Below are 14,642 nucleotides of genomic sequence, written 5' to 3'. Positions count from 1 at the left end.
GGATTCTGCCTTCAGAATCCCAACTGCCGGAGAAACGCATTTACCGGCTCCGACCACAGCTTCCCGCCGTAGGTCAGCAACAGGTGACCGTCATGGCCGGGGATGTCCTCCGTCTGAACGAACTGCGCCGGGCTGCCCGAGGCGGCGAACGCGTTGAACCATTGCTTCGGCGCGTCGGGGCCCCAGTACTGATCGTTGCGGGCATACAGCCAGAGGCCCGGGATCCGGGTCGTCTTGCCGAACTCGCCATAGACCGCCTGCATCTGGTCGGGGTCGCAGCTATGTTGAGGGGCACGCTCCGGTGAGCCACCCGCACCGCCCGAGAAATTGAGGTAGGCGATCACGCCGGGAGGATTTGCGGCGGCCGTGGCCACGGTGGTGAAGCCGCCGACCGAGCGACCTTCCAGCACGATACGATGCTTATCCGCCCATGACTGCGCTTGTACCCACTGCAACACCATCAGATTGGTTTGTGCCGTCACCTTGCCCAGCGTCGCAAAGTCCGGGCGACGTGTGCACTGACCATTCTGGTTGAACGACGCCCCCGAATTTTCGCGATCCGGTCCCCCTGTCAACCCGTAGCCGACGCGAATCGGTGCGACGACGGCAAAACCCTTGGCAAGCCAGAATCGCACATGCCCCGGTGAGACCGGTTCGGCGAGTTTGCCCCGTGTCAGCGCATCGCCGGCGCGCCCGTGCTGGAAGATCAGCACGGGGAAAGGCCCGTCACCGGCGGGCTTGTAGACTTCGGTACGCATGGGTACGTCACCGCCGAAGGTGCCGACCCCGGGCATGACGATGAAGGCGATGTCGGGCTTGATCCCGGCCGCAGAGACGTGCGTTGTCGCCTCTGGGTCCTCGCCCGCCGCGAAAGCCATTGACGCAGCGATGAGCGTGGAAACAAACACGGCCACGCACAGACCAAGCGCAGGCAGAGGAGGGCGCCCCTCCGAACGATGTTTCGGGAGACGGTGCATCAGGGTCATGGTCGTCGCGCTATCGAGAGAGGTCACGGAACGATGCTCATCTTACTTCGTGGCGCGCGCTTGAACACCGCGACGGGACCGGGCGACAGGCGCCGATGTCGAGCGTTGTCGATACCGGCCGGACAAAAAGAAAGGCGCCTGAGCGCCTTCGTTGCCTGCCTCATGACCTTGTGCCTCAGCGCTCAGCTCTGAGCGCCGGCCGATTCCTGCGCGCGGCGCAGGCGTTCACGACTATTGGTCAGGTGCGTGCGCATCGCGGCGCGCGCCGCTTCCGGGTCGCGTCGTGCGATGGCGTTGTAAATGTCTTCATGCTCGCGATTCACGCGATTCAGATACGACACCTGATCGTCGTCGGCCAGCGCAGCCGAATTCACGCGCGTGCGCGGGATGATAGTGTTGCCGAGTTGTTCGAGGATGTCATGGAAGTAGCGGTTCCCCGTCGCACTTGCCACTTGCAGGTGGAATGCGACATCGGCGGTCACCGCATTGCCCGTGCGCTCGCGCACGTGCATCTCGAAATCGTCCAACGCCTGACGCATGGCCTTGAGCTGCGCGTCCGTACGACGGTTCGCGGCAAGCCCCGCCGCTTCCGTTTCCAGCGAAATACGCAGCTCCAGAATCGCCATGACGTCGAGCATCGTGAGAATGCTGTTGGTGTCGACTTGCAGGGCGTTCTCGCGCGGCGCTTCCAGCACGAAGGTGCCGATGCCGTGGCGCGTCTCGACCAGTTGCGCCGCTTGCAGCCGCGAAATCGCTTCGCGCACGACCGTGCGGCTCACGCCCAGACTCTCCATGATGGCCGACTCGGTCGGCAACTTGTCGCCCGGGCGGAACGTGCCGGCGCGAATCTGCTCGGACAAGGCACTCACCACCTCCTCCGTGAGGCTGCGAGACTTGCGGCGAGGACGTGCGGGCAACGGGCTGGTCATGGACATGGCGTCGGTGAAAGAGGGGTGACGATAACGACGTAACGACAAAAAGCGCCCCCAGTTTACCTTATCGACCGTCGCATACATACGACAACCGATAAGGATCGACCGCCGATGCCACAACCTCGGAAATACCGGGCACCGACGGCCGACAAGACTTCATTGTGCGACTTCTCGCGACCACTCATGACCGCCCGGACCGGCGCGCGCACGGCGTCGGCCCGGACAGCTTGCTACACACAGGAGCGCATCAGAAATCGACGCGAATCCCGAGCATGCCGACGAACTGCGAACTCGTCGCCGACGGCGTGCTGTTCTGCGAATCGCCGACCACCGGACCCGCATTGATGATGCTCACGCCGTTGGCCGACAGCGACTTGCCGTTGGCGTGCTGCCAGGCTTCGAGCGCATAGAGCGACGTGCGCTTGGAGAGCGAGTAGACCTGGGCCAGCGACACCTGGTGATACGTGGCGGCGTCGGTAATGCCGTTGGCCTTCGATGCCGCGGTGTAGCTGTACGCGCCAGCCAGACGCCACTGCGGCGACACGGTCCACGACGCATGCACGCCCGCCGTGTTGAAGATGGCGCTGTCATGGAACAGCGACGCCGCGCCCGGCTTGTATTGCACGTTGCTGTAGCTTGCCCCCAGCGTCACGCTGCCGAGCGTGTAGATACCGGCCACGGCAATGTGTTGCAGCGAGTCGGCCGTCACGTAGCCCTGGTTGACGGCGGAGGTGCCCGGCACGCCCGTCGATGTGCTGTTCCACGTCGTGCCGCCGCCGATGTTGTTCAGGCGCAGGTAACCTGCCGCCAGCGACAACGGGCCGCCGTCGTAGCGCAGCGCGCCGGAGAACGTGTTGCCTTTGCCCATCGCGCCGGGCTGACCGCCGAAGCCGTATTGCAGGCTTGCCGTCACGCCCCACAGCACGGGCGACGTGTAAGTGACCGAATTGTTGATGCGAATGGTCGTATCGAGGCCGTCGATATCGCCAGGGTGCGCACCGGTCGCGCCCGTCACGTAGGCGACCGGGCCGATGGTGCCGACCATGAGGTAGTACGGCGAGTACTGACGGCCGATCGTGAACGTGCCGGCGCTGTCGTTCTTCAGGCCGACGAACGCCTGACGGTTGAACATCACGCCCGACGAGCTGAACGCGCCGTTGTTGACGTCGAAACCGTTCTCCAGCTGGAAGAGCGCCTTGGTGCCCCCACCGAGGTCTTCCGTGCCGCGCAGACCCCAGCGGCTGCCCGCGAGGTTGCCGTTACGCAGATATGTGTTCGACTTGCCGTTCTGATTGCTGCTGTAAGTCAGCGCGTCGTCGACGATCCCGTACAGCGTCACGTTCGACTGCGCAAATGCCGGCACGGCGCCGGCGGCGACACCGGCCAAAACCAGCCCGGCAAACAGTTTCGAATGTCTCACGACTTCTCCTCTTGTGATGTGTTTTCTTTCTTGGACTTCGCCTATCGGGGTGATGCAGGCTGATGTGTACTGCCGGTCTGTGTCGGCAGTACATGCAGCCGGTGCTGAAGGTGCTGCTGTGGTGTTCGGTGGTGTTTTCTTGTGCGGCGAACGGTGTTCAGAATCGCGGCGCCTTGCCGCTCCAGTCGGGCCGGTATTTGCGCATCTGCACCGCGTCGTTGCGTGTGCGCAGTCCGCAGCGCAGATATTGCTCATGGAGCTTCGCCAACTGGTCCTGATCGATTTCGAGGCCGAGGCCCGGGGCTTTCGTGATGGCGACAGCGCCGTTGCGAATCGCGATCTTGCCGCCGCGCACGACTTCTTCGTCGGCCTCCTGCCACGGGTAGTGGGTGTCGCACGCATATGACAGCCGCGGCACGCTCGCGGCCAGATGCGTCATCGCCATCAGGCTGATGCCGAGGTGCGAGTTGGAGTGCATCGACAGTCCCAGGTCGAAGGTCTCGCACATGCGCGCGAGAAGCTGGGTGTCACGCAGTCCGCCCCAGTAGTGGTGATCCGAGAGGATGATTTGTGCGCCGTTCAGACGCACGTTCTCCCGGAACTGGCGAAGATCGGTGACGACCATGTTCGTGGCAAGCGGCATGCCGGTCGCCTCATGCAACGCCGCCATGCCTTCGAGCGTGGGCGTGGGGTCTTCGTAGTATTCGAGGTCGCCGGCGAGCTCACGTCCCATGGCAATCGCGGTAGCAAGCGACCAGTTGCCGTTCGGGTCGATGCGCAGCGGCTTGTCGGGGAATGCCCGCTTGAGCGCCTTGAGGCATTTCACCTCTTCCGTCGGTTCGAGCACGCCGGCCTTGAGCTTGATGCTGCCAAAGCCGTAGGTATCGATCATGAAGCGCGCCTGCGCGACGAGTTGCTCGGCATTGAGCGTCTCGCCCCAACTGTCGGGGGCATACGGCGAATCGATGTGCTGCGCGTACTTGAAGAACAGATACGCGCTGTACTGCACTTCCTGACGCACCGCGCCGCCGAGCAACTCGACGAGCGGCACGCCCAGATGTCGCGCCTGCAAATCGAGAAACGGCACTTCGAACGCGGAATAGATCTTCTCGGCGTCCTTGCGCGGGTCGGTGCCTGGCGCCAGTTCGTATTCGACACGCTCGCCACCCACTCCCTGACGCACAACGGCCGCAACACGTGCGCGCAGTCCGTTCGTGTCGAAGGGATCCATGCCGATCAGGTGAGGGCGGGCGTTTTCGAGCAGGGCGAGCACCGGCGCGTCGCCGTAAGTCTCGCCCAGTCCGACATGCCCGTTGTCGGTCTCGATCTCGATGATCGAGCGCAGCGCATACGGTTCATGGATACCCGCTGCGTTGAGCAATGGCGGGTCGCGAAATGCAATCGGGGTGATCTTGATGCGCTGAATTTTCACGGCAACTTTTCCTCGGTCCCCACCGCAAACGTGGCGTCGGTGGCGACGTTATCTCCGTCTTCTATCTCGTGGTTCGTGTCACTTTTACGTCATCGTATGACTGGCCGTAATTTAGGTGACGCGCCGGACGTCCCTCCATCGGTGAAATCCCTGAGAAAATGCTCGGATTCCTGATGAGACTGCCTTGTTGAGCCAGATGAAACAAGGATTTCTCGATTTCCTAGGGAAACCTCTGAGGCAATTTGGCATGTCTCCTAATTGCAAAATCGAAAACTCAGTCATATGATGACTTACGAGAAATCTAACCAAAGGAGACAGCATGACCTTCAGTCGCAGGGGATTCTGGCAGCGCACACTTGGCGCCGTGGCATGTGCCGCAGTACTGGGAAGCATCGCAAGCACCGCAACCGCTGCGCCGGTCGCGCTGAACGTTGTCGACGTCGCGGGCAATCTGGCGCTCACGCAAAAGGGCTTCGAGGCTTTCCGCGACAAGTACCCGGATCTGGTTTCCAAGATCACCTTCACCAATGCCCCCGCGCCGCAACTGCCGGGCAAGATCAAGGCCATGCAGGCCGCGGGGCGTTCCGACATCGATATCGTGCTGACCGGCACCGACGCGCTTGCCGCCGGTATCCAGCAAAACCTCTGGCAACGTCTGCTGCCCGACTACAGCGCGAAGCTGCCGGGTGTGCTGGACAAGTACGCACCCAATGTGCGCGCAATGCAGGAGCTCTCGAAAGGGTATGGTCTGACGGTGACGTTCATGCCGGCCGGCCCGCTCGTCGAATACAACCCGGCGAAGGTCGCGAATGCGCCGAAGACGCCCGCCGAGTTGCTCGCGTGGTGCAAGGCGAATCCGGGCAAGCTGATTTACGCGCGTCCGGCCAATTCCGGTCCGGGCCGCACCTTCCTGATGGGCCTGCCGTATCTGCTCGGCGACAAGGACCCGCATGACCCGATCAAGGGCTGGGACAAGACGTGGGCGTTCCTCAAGGAACTCGACACGTGCATTCCTTACTATCCGGGCGGCACCTCGGCCGTGATGAAGGAACTGGGCGAGGGCAGTCGCGACATGACGGTCACCGTTACGGGCTGGGACATCAACCCACGCGCGCTGGGCATCGTGCCCGCGAGCTTCAAGGTGCAGTCGTTCGACAAGTTCACCTGGGTCAACGATGCGCACTACATGGTCGTGCCGAAGGGCGTCTCGAAAGAGAAGATGGAAGTGATCATCAAGCTGATCAACTTCATGCTTGAGCCTGCACAACAGGCGCTCACTTACGACGACGGCTATTTCTATCCGGGCCCGGCGGTCAAGGACGTACCGCTGTCTGCCGCACCTGCGAAGAGCCAGGAAACCATCGCGAAGTATGGCCGTCCGGAATACGCGAAGCTGATCGCCGACTTCCCGCACGCGGTGCCGCTCGACGCGACGGCGATGGTGGCTGCGTTCCAGAAGTGGGATGCCGAGATCGGTTCGCAGAAGTCGAAATAAGGGTTTCGTCATGAAGCACAACTTTCAGCAATTGCGCCTCGACAACGTGGCGCGCAGCTTCACCAACGCCGAGGGGCAGTCGGTGGCCGCTCTGAACGGCCTCGATCTGAGCATCGAGCGCGGCGAGTTCATCGCACTGCTGGGGCCGTCCGGTTGCGGCAAGTCGACCGCGCTCAACTGTATTGCCGGACTCACGCCGCTCACCGGCGGCGCGATCTGGCTGGACGACGAGCGAATCGACGTGCTGCCCAGTGAGAAGCGCGGATTCGGCATGGTGTTCCAGAACTACGCCTTGTTCCCGCACATGAGCGTGCTCGATAACGTGGGCTTCGGCCTGCGCATGCGCGGCGTGTCGCGCGCCGAGATCGAGAAGCGTGCGCGCGAGGCGCTGCAACTCGTGCAACTCGTCGGTCATGAGCGCAAGCTGCCCGGGCAGTTGTCGGGCGGACAGCAACAGCGTGTGGCGATTGCGCGCGCCATCGTGATCGAGCCGCCGGTGGTGCTCATGGACGAACCGCTGTCGAACCTCGATGCGAAGTTGCGTATCGAGATGCGCGCCGAGATTCGTCGCATTCACGGCAAGCTCGATCGCGCCACGATTTACGTCACGCACGATCAGGACGAAGCGCTGTCGATGGCCGACCGCATCGTCGTGATGAAAGAGGGCGTCGTGCAGCAGATCGGTGCGCCGCGCGAGGTGTACGGACGCCCGCGTAATCTGCACGTGGCGCGTTTCATGGGCTATCGCAACGTGCTCGACGTGTCGATCACGTCGGCGCAGGGCGAACGCGCAAGGGTGTCGTGCGGCGGTGCATCGTTCGACGGCGTGCTCATGGAGCCGCCTGCGACCGGCGGCAAGGTCGAAGGTCAGGTGAGCGTGGCGATTCGTCCCGACGACTTCGAACGTGCGCCGGCCGCGAACGACAACGCATTCGAAGTGGTCGTCGAGACGGTGGAATACGGCGGCCGCGATTCGTTGCTGAAGGTAGCCTCACCGTTCGGCCCGCTCTACGCGCGCTTGCCGGGCGACTATGCCGTGGGTGAGCGCGTGCCGCTGCGCGTGCCCGCCGAGCGCACGCTCGTCTACGCAGGGGAACGCGCATGAGCGCCACCGCTTCTGCTTCCGCACCCGTCTCGATGACGCCGGCGCCGCGCGCCGACGGACGCGGCTGGCTCGTCGCGCCTGCGCTCGTGTGTCTGGTCGCGATGTTCGTCTATCCGTTCGCGTATGGCCTGTTCCTGTCTTTCCAGCCGATGGAGGGCGGCGGTGTCTTCGCGAACTACCTCAAGTTCTTCAGCGAGCCGACGCTGTGGCCGACGGTGATCATCACCCTGAAGCTCGCCGTGCCCGCAACGCTGATCAACGTGGGGGCGTCGATTCCGGCGGCTTTCGCGCTGCGCAAGAGCACGCGTGCGTCGAAGTTCGTGACGATGCTGCTCGTGATTCCCGTCACGCTCGGCACGGTGCTGATCGCCGACGGCATGCTGACCTACTACGGTCCGAACGGCTGGTTCCCGCAGGCCCTGCACGCACTGGGCCTGTACCACGACGAAGTGCGCCTGACGCACAACTTCTGGGGCGTGCTGATCTCACTGGTGATCTCGGGCTTCCCGTTCGCGTTTCTCCTGATCCTGTCGTACGTGACCGGTATCGATCCGACGCTCGCACGCGCTGCGGGCACGCTCGGCGCCGGGCCGTGGCAGCAATTCCGTCTGATCTATCTGCCGCTGCTGGTGCCGGGGCTGACGATGGCGGCGTGTCTGTCGTTCGTGCAGGCGTTTTCGGTGTTTCCCTCGGCGGTGCTGCTCGGGGTGCCTGCGGGCGCTACCCGTGTGGTGTCGATTGCGGCGTACGAAGCGGCCTTCGAGAGCTACGACTATTCGCTCGCATCGTGCGTGGCCATTGTGATGGGATTCGTTCAGTTGCTGATCGTGGCAGGCATGCTCGGCGCGCGCCGGGCGTTCTATAGCGGTCCGACCACGGGAGGGAAGGGATGAATCGGGCAAACAAGAATCCGGCCACATTGCCGACATCGGCGCCAGCCGCAGCGATGGCCGCGCATAACGGAGATTTCATGGCAACACAGGCGTCGCAACGTCAGTCGGCGGCGGCACCCGAAGCACGACGGAAAATGCGTCGCGAAGGCCCCGGGTCTCGCCTGTGGCGCGTGCTGGTGTGGGGCGCGATGATCTTCTTCCTCGTGAACGTGGCGTTGATGATCGCCACCGTCACGATGAATTCGTTCGCCACCCGATGGTTCGGCACACCGCTGCCAGAGGGCTTCACGCTGCATTGGTATGCGCAGGCGTGGCGCGACTTTCAGCTCGCCGACGTGCTGTGGGTGACTGTCGAGGTCGTGGGAGCTGTCGTGCTGCTGTCGATTGCGCTCGGGGTGCCCGCCGCCTATGCGCTGGCGCGAGCGCAGTTCCCCGGCAAGAAGCTGGCCATGCTGGTGTTCCTGCTGCCGTTGATGGTGCCGCCGGTGACGTACGGCATTCCGATGGCGACCGTGCTCTACAAGGTCGGGCTGGGCGGCACGCTCACGGGCGTGATTCTCGCGAACCTCGTGCCGTCGCTGCCCTTCGTGATTCTGGTGATGACGCCGTTCATCGAGCAGATCGACCCGAATCTCGAATCGGCCGCGCGCATCTTCGGGGCCAACACGTTCAAGTATTTCCGTCACGTGTTGCTGCCGTTGCTGGTGCCGGGCATTCTCGCGGCGGGGCTGCTCGTGCTGGTGCGCACGATCGGCATGTTCGAACTGACGTTCTTCACCGCGGGACCGGACACGCAGACGCTGGTGGTCGCGTTGTATTACGCCGTGTTCTCGACCGGGGTGCGGGCGCCACAGTCCATCGACGCGATGGCCATGATCTACATGGCGATCACGCTGCTGTGGGTGCTCATCGCCCTCCAGTTCGTGAGCCCGACGCAGTTGGTCAGCCGCGTGAAAGAGGCGCCGAAAGGGGACTAGCCGGCGCGAGTAGTCGGCCTTGGACAAGCGGATCGCAAGTGGACCGCGAGTGGACCGCAAGTCGACGTAATGAAGCACATGGCTGGCGCCGGAGGGAACGGCGCCAGCGTCGTTTTTGTGCGCGCCACGCAAGTGACAGGGACGTGACCGGAACGCGGCAGGAAAGCCGTAGGGGTCGGGCGTGCTGCGCCGCAGCACAAAATTTCGATGATTGGGTGTGGAATAAGGTGTCGGCGCCAGACGTTCAGAGAGTGTCGACAACGACATTTCACTCAGGAGCCCAAGTCATGAAACAACATCAATCGATGTCCGCAGTGCTCATCAGTCTCGCGGCTGCCGCCGGGTTGTTCTCCGCGGCCGCAGCCCACGCGGAAGTGCCGCTCAAGACCGCCGATGGCGTGCTGGTCGACGCGCAGGGCCGTACCGTCTACACGTTCGACAACGACGTGGCCAACAGCGGCAAGAGCGCCTGCAACGACCAGTGTGCCGCCGCCTGGCCGCCGGTCATGGCCGACGCCGGCGCCAAGGCCGAAGGCAACTACTCCATCGTGACGCGCAACGACGGCATGAAGCAGTGGGCCTACAAGGGCAAGCCGCTGTACCTGTTCGTCAAGGATGCCGCCGCCGGCGACAAGAAGGGCGACGGTGTCAAGGACGTGTGGCACGTCGTCAAACCCTGAGCGCGCGTGAACGGTGCAATGGAATCGTCCTGACGGGACGGCGCGACCAAAGTCGCGCCGGCTCAGTATAATTTCGCGGCAAGCGCCGGCGGCAGTCGTCGGCGATGCTTCGGAATGGTTTGCCGCCAGGCAGCCTCCGCCAGGAAATTCGCCGATGATCGGTCAGGACGGTCAGGACTTAACCAGCTTGCTCCCGGGCTTGCTACCGCGCCTTTGGGCGTTCGCGTTGCGCGTGGCAGGCGATCGCCATGACGCCGAGGATCTCGTGCAGCGCGCCTGTGTGCATGCGCTGGAGCGAGTGCATCAGTGGCAGCCGGGGACGTCGGCCCTGAGCTGGATGTTCAGCATCGTGCATACGACGTGGATCAACGAGATCCGCGCGCGTCGCGTGCGCTCGCGCGGAAGTCTCGCGTGGGACGAGGCGGACATCGAGGCGGTGCCGGATCTTCAGGCGTCCTCGCCCGAAGACCTCGCCAGCTATCGCCAGGTTTTCGGCGCCGTCGACCGTCTGCCCGAGGCGCAACGGCTCGTGCTGCTGCTGGTGGCCGTGGAAGGAATGAGTTATCAGGAGGCTGCCGACGTGCTCGACGTGCCGATCGGTACGGTGATGAGCCGCCTGTCGCGCGCGCGCCGAACCGTCGGCGACCAGTTTCGGAACCCGCAGGCGCAACCCCGCCTCGCAGACCGCCCGGCGCGCGAGCATCGGGCCGGTCCCGCCGTTGGCGCACGTGAGGAGGACGCGTGATGAACGAAGACGATATCCGCCTGCTCGCCTACGTCGACGGCACGCTCCCCGCTGCGCAGCGTGCGGAAGTGGAAGCGGCCATCGCCGCGTCGCCCGAGCTGGCCGATGTGCTCGAGTCGTTGCGGGCCTCACGTCTGCCGTATCGCGAGACGTTTGCCGCACAAGTCCTCCCGCCGGTGCCGGAACGTCTGACGGCGAGTCTCGACGCGCTGCTGCGCGCGCACGCGCAGCGTGAGGTGTCGCAGGTGCCGCCGATGCCACCAATGCCAGTGATGCAGGACGCGCCTGAGCCGGTCGCAGTCAAACCCGCGGACGCCGCCATGCCCGTTCGCGTGGGCGAGCCGCACAAGGCGCTGGCCGCCAACGACGCCCCGGCGGGCGCTCGTGTGCGGCCGTGGTGGCTCGCGGCGGCTTTCGCGGCCGGTGTGGCGGCCACGGCCGTGACCTTGCCGTTGCTCTCGGGCGTGCTGAACCGGTCCGCCGGCGGCTTCATGAGCGCTTCGGTGCCCGCCGGGCAGGCACCGGCCCGGACATGGGTGCGTGCGGCTGCCGAGTATCAGCAGCTGTACGCACGAGACACGGTTGCCTCGATTCACGTGGACGACAGCGACACCGAGCGCACCGTCAGCGATATTCGCCAGAACGACAAGCTCGACATCAGCGTGCCGGATTTGCGCGCACAGGGGCTTACCTTCAAGCGGGTGCAGCGTCTGCGCTGGAAGGACCGCACGTTGGTGCAGATGGTGTATCTCCCGGCGAAGGGCGATCCTGTGGCGCTGTGCGTGGTGCACGATGCGCGCCCCGATCAGGGGATTGCCGAACAGCAGGTCGACACCATGGGCGTGGTGACGTGGCGTAAGGGCGAGATCGGCTATGCGCTCATCGGCGCACCCGGCTCGACCGACCTCAAGGCGGTCGCGAGAGTGCTCGCGGCAGGGACTGTCACGCCGCTGTACAGCATGTCGGTGAAAACGGAGATTGCGCCGCTTTATGGCGCTTCATGAACGTGCTAAGCGTGCTTCATGAGCGTGCTTCATGAGCGGACTTCATAGGCACGCCGCATGACTGCGGTTCCTTCGCCACCGTTGCGTATCGAAAACGAACGCCCTCGAGATCGAGGGCGTTCGTCATTGCGTCAGGCGTGCCGCGCGGCGTTCGCTATCGCAGGGCAGGTCGAAACGGTTGACGTAGCCCTTATCGCTGAACGAGCGCGCCGTCGCGAAGCCGCCACAGGCCAAGCGGATTGCCTTCTTGCAACGCTTCGGGCAGAAGCGCATCGGGCAGGTCCTGGTAGCAAACCGGGCGTAGGAAGCGATCGATGGCCGATGCACCGACCGACGTGAACATGGCGTTCGACGTGGCGGGGAACGGACCCCCATGCACCATGGCGTGACACACCTCGACGCCGGTCGGGAACCCATTGGCGAGAATGCGGCCCGCACGCCGTTCGAGACTCGGCAGCAAACGACGCGCCGGTGCCGTGTCGCCGGCGTCCAGTTGCAGTGTTGCCGTGAGTTGGCCTTCCAGACGTTCGGTGATGGCGATCATCTCGTCGACCGTATCGCACGCGATCACGACCGATGCCGGACCGAACATCTCGTCATGCAGCGCCGGTGTCGCGAGGAACTGCGCCGCCGTCGTACGGAACAATGCCGCCTGCCCCTGGCACGCACCCCCCGACTGACCGCGCGCAACGAGGGTTACGTTCGCTTCGTCGCTCAGGCGCGCGACACCGCGTTCGTACGCCTGCTGGATGCCGGGTGTGAGCATGGTGCCTGCGGACTTCGCCGCGAGTGCCTCGGCAGCGCTGTTACAGAAGCGTTCGAGGGCGTCGCCCGCGATACCCAGTACCAAGCCGGGATTCGTGCAGAACTGACCGACGCCCATGGTCAGCGATTCGACGAAACCTCTCGCGATGGCGTCGCCGCGCGCGGCCAGCGCCTCGGGCAGCAGATACACCGGGTTGATACTGCTCATCTCGGCATAGACGGGAATCGGCACGGCGCGCGACTGTGCAATGCGTTGCAGTGCAAGGCCGCCAGTGCGGGAACCGGTGAAGCCGACCGCAGCGATCGCGGGATGCGCCACCAGTGCCTCCCCCACGGCACGCTCGCCGACGAGCAGCGAGAACACGCCTTCGGGCAGACCGAGTTTCTGCACCGCCGAGCGAACGGCGCGAGCGACCAACTCCGACGTGCCGAGGTGCGCCGAGTGGGCCTTGACGATCACCGGACAGCCTGCCGCGAATGCCGAGGCAGTGTCGCCGCCTGCCACCGAAAATGCCAGCGGGAAGTTGCTTGCGCCGAACACGGCCACGGGACCGAGGCCGATCTTCGCCAGACGCAGGTCGCTGCGCGGCATCGGTTCGCGTGCCGGTTGCGCCGGGTCGATGGTGGCGTCGAGGAAATGACCGTCGCGCACCACACGGGCGAACATCCGCAACTGGCCGACGGTGCGCCCGCGCTCGCCTTGCAGGCGGGCTACGGGCAGGCCCGTCTCCGCGTGCGCCCGTTCGATGAGCGCGTCGCCGAGATCGAGAATCGCCTGAGCGACGGCTTCCAGAAATTCGGCGCGTCTGGCGAGCGGCAGCGAACGGAACGCATCGAAAGCATCGCGCGCCAGCTCGCACGCCCGAGCCACGTCCTGCACGGTCCCCGCGCCGAACGGCGGCGTCAGACGCTCGCCGCGCGACGGGTCAAACGCTTCGAGTGTGCCCGCGCTGCCGCGCACGTCGGCGCGGCCGATCAACATCTCACCGGTAATCTGCATGGGGGCTCCTCAGCCTTCGACTGTCTTGATGAGGGCATCGAGCGCGGCGAGTTCGTCCGGCAGCAGGTCGGTCAGCGGCGCGCGCACCGGACCGGCGTCGTGGCCGACCAGCTTCGCACCGGCCTTGACGATGCTCACGGCGTATCCGGCGCGGCGGTTGCGGATTTCGAGATATGGCAGGAAGAACGTGTCGAGCAGATGCCCCATCGTCTCCTGATCGTTATTGCATACCGCGTGATAGAACTTCATGGCCGTTTTCGGAATGAAGTTGAACACGGCTGACGAATACACCGGCACGCCCAGCGCGCGATAAGCCGCGGCGTAGACTTCAGCCGTTGGCAAACCGCCCAGATACGAGAAGCGATCGCCCATACGGCGGCGAATCTGCACCATGCGCTCGATGTCGCCCACGCCGTCCTTGAAGCCGATCAGGTTGGGGCATTTTTCCGCAAGACGCTCCAACTGGTCGGCGCCGAGCTTCGAATTCGCGCGGTTGTACACGATCACGCCGATGTTGACGGCCTTGCAGACCTGTTCGACGTGCGCGGCAATGCCGTCGAGGCTGGCTTCGGTCAGGTAGTGGGGCATGAGTAGCACGCCCTTGGCGCCGAGCCGCTCGGCTTCGCGCGCATAGTCGATGGCCAGACGGGTCGGGCCGCCAGCGCCGGCCAGGATCGGTACCTTGCCGGCGCACGTGTCGACGGCCGTCTTGATCACGGCGCTGTAGTCCTGAGGCGTGAGCGAGAAGAACTCGCCGGTGCCGCCCGCCGCGAAGAGCGCCGTTGCGCCGAACGGGGCGAGCCACTCGAGACGCGCGGCATAGCTGCGCGCGTTGAAGTCGCCGTTTGCGTCGAAGTCGGTCACGGGGAAAGACAACAAGCCGTCCGAGACGATTTGCTTGAGTTCCTGAGGTGCAGTCATTTCAAGAGTTCCTGTCGGCTGTGGGGCCGGATTCGATGAATAAAGAGGCGCTCAACCAGCGCTCGGCGCTGAGTTATATGTCATCGTATAACATGTGTTGAGGTCGAACAAGAGGCTGGCCGCGCGAAAGGCAGTGGGATAAACCCGCAAAAGCGCTGGTAAGATACGTTAAAAGGTTCGGGAAGGGTTTTTCCTGATTCCTTTGAAGGCCTGGCAGGCCGCGCAGAATGACGCGTCTAGATGTATGATGACGCATAAGTGACGGGTGGTTGAGCGTACATCAACGA

At 64.2% G+C, this 14,642-nt stretch carries 13 protein-coding genes; 7 read left to right on the top strand and 6 right to left on the bottom strand.

The window, feature by feature from the left end; all coding sequences use genetic code 11:
* Positions 1 to 11: 11 nt before the first annotated feature.
* From PCA31118_RS11370 to PCA31118_RS11355, 4 genes are all read right to left on the bottom strand, one after another.
* Entirely contained in the window at positions 12 to 986 is a 975-nt protein-coding gene (locus PCA31118_RS11370; protein WP_246190191.1) for an alpha/beta hydrolase family protein, read from the bottom strand.
* A gap of 182 nt (positions 987 to 1,168) precedes the next feature.
* Positions 1,169 to 1,915, bottom strand: a complete 747-nt coding sequence (locus tag PCA31118_RS11365) for a FadR/GntR family transcriptional regulator (RefSeq protein ID WP_150625339.1) — start codon at positions 1,913 to 1,915, stop codon at positions 1,169 to 1,171.
* A gap of 250 nt (positions 1,916 to 2,165) precedes the next feature.
* On the bottom strand, positions 2,166 to 3,338 hold the full coding sequence (locus tag PCA31118_RS11360) for a porin (protein WP_246190190.1): 1,173 nt from the start codon (positions 3,336 to 3,338) through the stop codon (positions 2,166 to 2,168).
* Between the two features lie 157 nt (positions 3,339 to 3,495).
* Complete coding sequence (locus tag PCA31118_RS11355; RefSeq protein ID WP_150625338.1) at positions 3,496 to 4,770, bottom strand: glucarate dehydratase family protein; 1,275 nt, start codon at positions 4,768 to 4,770, stop codon at positions 3,496 to 3,498.
* Positions 4,771 to 5,089: 319 nt separating this feature from the next.
* On the opposite strand from PCA31118_RS11355, the gene PCA31118_RS11350 reads away from it, so the two are divergent.
* The 7 genes from PCA31118_RS11350 to PCA31118_RS11320 all read left to right on the top strand — a co-directional run bounded on the left by PCA31118_RS11350 (position 5,090) and on the right by PCA31118_RS11320 (position 11,669).
* On the top strand, positions 5,090 to 6,265 hold the full coding sequence (locus PCA31118_RS11350; protein ID WP_150625337.1) for an extracellular solute-binding protein: 1,176 nt from the start codon (positions 5,090 to 5,092) through the stop codon (positions 6,263 to 6,265).
* A 10-nt stretch (positions 6,266 to 6,275) separates the two neighbouring features.
* Positions 6,276 to 7,370: an ABC transporter ATP-binding protein gene (locus PCA31118_RS11345; protein ID WP_150625336.1), complete on the top strand. Its 1,095-nt coding sequence runs from the start codon at positions 6,276 to 6,278 to the stop codon at positions 7,368 to 7,370.
* A complete protein-coding gene (locus PCA31118_RS11340; protein ID WP_150625335.1) occupies positions 7,367 to 8,263 on the top strand; it encodes an ABC transporter permease in 897 nt (298 codons plus the stop codon). The genes PCA31118_RS11345 and PCA31118_RS11340 overlap by 4 nt, the downstream gene beginning before the upstream one ends.
* A 77-nt stretch (positions 8,264 to 8,340) precedes the next feature.
* Positions 8,341 to 9,240 carry an ABC transporter permease gene (locus tag PCA31118_RS11335; protein WP_425495348.1) on the top strand — a complete coding sequence of 300 codons (900 nt, stop codon included), beginning with the start codon at positions 8,341 to 8,343 and terminating at the stop codon, positions 9,238 to 9,240.
* A 287-nt stretch (positions 9,241 to 9,527) separates the two neighbouring features.
* Entirely contained in the window at positions 9,528 to 9,920 is a 393-nt protein-coding gene (locus PCA31118_RS11330) for a COG4315 family predicted lipoprotein (RefSeq protein ID WP_150625333.1), read from the top strand.
* Positions 9,921 to 10,074: 154 nt separating this feature from the next.
* Positions 10,075 to 10,665, top strand: a complete 591-nt coding sequence (locus PCA31118_RS11325; protein ID WP_150625332.1) for an RNA polymerase sigma factor — start codon at positions 10,075 to 10,077, stop codon at positions 10,663 to 10,665.
* Complete coding sequence (locus tag PCA31118_RS11320) at positions 10,665 to 11,669, top strand: anti-sigma factor family protein (RefSeq protein WP_150625331.1); 1,005 nt, start codon at positions 10,665 to 10,667, stop codon at positions 11,667 to 11,669. Before PCA31118_RS11325 ends, PCA31118_RS11320 begins: the two co-directional genes overlap by 1 nt.
* Positions 11,670 to 11,859: 190 nt before the next feature.
* Here the strand turns inward: PCA31118_RS11320 and PCA31118_RS11315 are convergent, their stop codons facing one another.
* Both PCA31118_RS11315 and kdgD read right to left on the bottom strand, forming a co-directional pair.
* Positions 11,860 to 13,434 carry an aldehyde dehydrogenase (NADP(+)) gene (locus PCA31118_RS11315; RefSeq protein ID WP_150625330.1) on the bottom strand — a complete coding sequence of 525 codons (1,575 nt, stop codon included), beginning with the start codon at positions 13,432 to 13,434 and terminating at the stop codon, positions 11,860 to 11,862.
* Between the two features lie 9 nt (positions 13,435 to 13,443).
* A complete protein-coding gene (gene kdgD, locus PCA31118_RS11310; RefSeq protein WP_150625329.1) occupies positions 13,444 to 14,355 on the bottom strand; it encodes a 5-dehydro-4-deoxyglucarate dehydratase in 912 nt (303 codons plus the stop codon).
* Positions 14,356 to 14,642 lie beyond the last annotated feature (287 nt).

The sequence above is a fragment of the Pandoraea captiosa genome (genome assembly GCF_902459775.1).
Lineage (GTDB): Bacteria > Pseudomonadota > Gammaproteobacteria > Burkholderiales > Burkholderiaceae > Pandoraea > Pandoraea captiosa.
This window is presented reverse-complemented; position numbering and strand designations above follow the sequence as displayed.